The organism is Baaleninema sp. (assembly GCF_049974805.1).
In the GTDB taxonomy this organism is placed as follows: Bacteria; Cyanobacteriota; Cyanobacteriia; order Cyanobacteriales; family Geitlerinemataceae; genus Baaleninema.
Window position 1 is genome coordinate 1 of record NZ_JBNGCO010000029.1, and the last position, 3,164, is coordinate 3,164.

Below are 3,164 nucleotides of genomic sequence, written 5' to 3' on the forward strand. Positions count from 1 at the left end.
TCTAGTTGGCTGGCTGTGAAGCAGGAAATCTTTGGGGCGACCCAAGGAATCTCCCTGCGGGAGAGGATGTCAAATTCCCCTGAGCCAACACAAGCCGATGGTGGTTAAAATCCCCCCCAGCATTCCCCACGGCGCCATCAACCTCAGTCAAGACCCCTGCGTACTGGTAAACGCCGTGCTGCGCCACGGCGACCCCTGCGAGAAAGACTACCGCCCCCTCAACCTACCGTTTCCCTACAACTTACAAACCGCACAGCAGGCGTTAGAGCAGTTCGAGAAATCGATCGCCCCAGTGTCCGCGTAGGATGCGTGACTTGAAAAATCCGGTGTCGAACCTGAAACCGAGAAATCGTCACGCACCGATTCCTCATCATCCCATCACCCGATCGTCCCCTCATCACGCTTCCTGCGTTGCCTCCGAGGACATCAACACCTCGCCGTCGAGCATCCGTTGGGCAGCATCGAGGAGGACTTCTTCGAGGTAGGGTTTGGTGAAGTAACCCCGCGCTCCCAATTCGGCGGCGCGACGTTTCATTTTCTCGGCGGTGCGAGAGGTGAGCATGGCGATGGGTAAATCGTGGAGTCGATCGTCGTTGTGCATTTTCTCCAGCAACTCCATCCCGTTCATGCGGGGCATTTCCATATCGCAGAACACCAACTCGCAGGGTAAACCCGATCGCAGTTTGTCCCAGGCTTCCTGACCGTCGCGAGCCTGTTCGACACGATAGCCGGATTTTTTGAAGGTCATCGACAGCAACTCGCGCACCGTAATCGAGTCGTCCACAATGAGAACCATCGGTTCGCTCTTGTCGAGTTGCGGTTCGACGGTTTCGATGGGGGTACGGTCTTCCCAAAGCAGGGTTCCAGAGTCGTGACGGACGCGACCCATGGACAGGTCGATGAGTTCGAGGACGTCGGCGATGGGAACGATGCGTCCGTCCCCCATGACCGTCGCCCCGGTAATTCCGGTGGGTTTGGGAACCGGCCCTTCGAGCTGTTTGATCACGATTTCCTGTTCGCCGACGATTTGGTCGACGGAGATGGCGAGGTAACTGCCTGCGGAGTGGAGGACGACCACGGAAATGGTGTCTTCTTCGGAGTTGGAACCGTAGACCTGCGATCGCCGCGAGATGCGGTTGTAGGTAAACAGGTCGCGCAGGGGTTGGTATGGCACTTTTCGATCGCGCCACTGTACGAAGGAGCGTCCGTCAGGTTCGCGCACGATGCGATCGATGGGCCAGTTATCCAGCACTTCGCCCACCCCGTCCATCGGAAAGGCGATCGGTGCGTGGTCGCTGATGCAGCAGAGGGCTTTCGAGATACTCAGGGTCAGGGGTAGGCGAATGGTAAAGGTAGTACCTTTGTTGGGTTTCGAGTCAGTGTTGATGACGCCGCGAATTTCGTTGAGTTTGGTTTTCACCACGTCCATCCCCACACCACGACCGGAGAGGTCGTCGGCTTTGTCCTTGGTACTGAAACCGGGTAAAAACAGCAGGTCGTAGACTTCTAGGTCGTTCATGACCCGAGCTTGTTCTTGGGTAATCAGTCCTTTTTGGATGGCTTTAGCTTTGACGCGATCGACATCGATTCCCGCCCCGTCGTCGGCAATCGAGATAATGGTTTGGTTGCCTTGGTGGAAGCTGCTGACGGTGATTTTTCCGGTGGGCGGTTTGCCCTTGGCTTGGCGTTCCTCAGGGGATTCGATACCGTGGGCGATGGCGTTGTTGACCAGGTGAGTTAAGGGGTCGTACAGATGCTCGAGAATCATGCGATCGATGGAAGTCTCGCGACCCTCGATTTGCAAATCGACTTCTTTTCCGAATTTGAGGGAGTTATCGCGCACGCCTCGAGGCAAGCGGTCGGCAGCTTGAGAAAACGGCACCATACGAGAACGGGTCAAGTCTTCCCGAAGCTGGTTGGTAATTTGCCGCAGTTGCCGCGTCACCTGGTCGTTTTCATCGACTAAGAACTCGATATCCGACGCCGACTCGCGAACCCGAACCACTAACTCGATAATCTCTTGAGCATGTTCGTGGAAGGAGGTAAAGCGGTCCATTTCCAGGGCGTCGTATTCGCCGTCTTCGTGGTGTTGGGCTTGGGCGTGAGCTTGGGCGGCGGCGAGTTTGCGGTTCTGGCGACTGGCTAACAGTGCCATTTCCAACAGGGTACGCTCGTAGAGGTCTTGCATTCGCTGTCCCACTTCCGTCAGTTGGCTGACTTGGTGTAACAGGTTGTCGAGGAACTGTCGCAGCCGTTCTTGGTCTTGTTCGAGGCTGTTGCGGTTGACCACCAGTTCCCCCACGAGGTTACTGAGGTTGTCCAACTGTTTGATGGGAACCCGCATCGTCTGTTCGACGATCGAACGCTGGCGTTTCGGGGTCGATCGCGTCGGTTTGGGAGTCGTCGGAGACGGCGACGACGGCTCCATGTCTAAGAGGAGTTTGTTGAGGTCGGCAAACTCGTCTTCGGATGTTTTCTCGGCGGATGCGGACTCGGCGGGCTGGGGCGTCGCCGCTTGGGGAGCGAGGGGGCGATCGAGATAGGCTTCGAGGGCGTCGAAACCGTTGTCTCCCCAAAATTCCGGCTCGGTACTCAATAAAACGGCAAGTTCGGGAAATTCTGCCACGTCTTCGCTCTCTTCTTCGAGGTCGTGACTGAGGACTTCGTCGCTTTCTTCGAGTAAGGCGTCTAAATCGAAGCTCTCGTCGCTTTCGAGGGTTAGATTCGCCGTGGCGTTTTCGCCGAGCAGATCGTCTAAAGACAGTTCTTCCATGTCTTCAGAGGGTTCGGTCAGTAAATCGAATTCGTCGGTTTCGCTTTCGGCTTCGTCTAACTCGAAGTCGAGGTCGAAGCTTTCTGTTTCGACTCCTGCGTTATCTTCGGCGATGTCTTCGGTTTCTTCTAAGTCGAAATCTAGGTCGAACTCCCCGATTTCGGCATCACTTTTAGCGGTTTCTTCTGATTCTTCTAAGTCGAAATCCAAGTTAAATTCTTCAGTTTGGGCTTCGGCTTCTTCTGATTCTTCTAAATCGAAATCCAAGTTAAATTCTTCAGCTTGGGCTTCTTCTTGAGTGTCCTCCAAGTCAAAATCCAAATCAAATTCTTCAGCTTGGGCTTCGGCTTCTTCTGATTCTTCTAAATCGAAATCCAAGTTAAATTCTTCA

At 54.8% G+C, this 3,164-nt stretch carries 2 protein-coding genes; one reads left to right on the top strand and one right to left on the bottom strand.

Translation table 11 applies throughout. The features are described 5' to 3' along the window. Positions 1 to 97: 97 nt before the first annotated feature. Positions 98 to 304, top strand: coding sequence for a hypothetical protein (locus tag ACP5D4_RS07920; RefSeq protein ID WP_428011090.1), 207 nt, complete (start codon positions 98 to 100; stop codon positions 302 to 304). Positions 305 to 397: 93 nt separating this feature from the next. Here ACP5D4_RS07920 and ACP5D4_RS07925 read toward each other — a convergent pair. Beyond that, positions 398 to 3,164: hybrid sensor histidine kinase/response regulator (locus ACP5D4_RS07925; protein WP_428011091.1), on the bottom strand; the 2,767-nt coding region annotated here is incomplete at its 5' end.

What these genes read in the sequence shown, in the direction of transcription:
- ACP5D4_RS07920 (WP_428011090.1), top strand. Translation starts at nt 98, where the DNA reads ATGGTGGTTAAAATCCCCCCCAGCATTCCCCACGGCGCCATCAACCTC.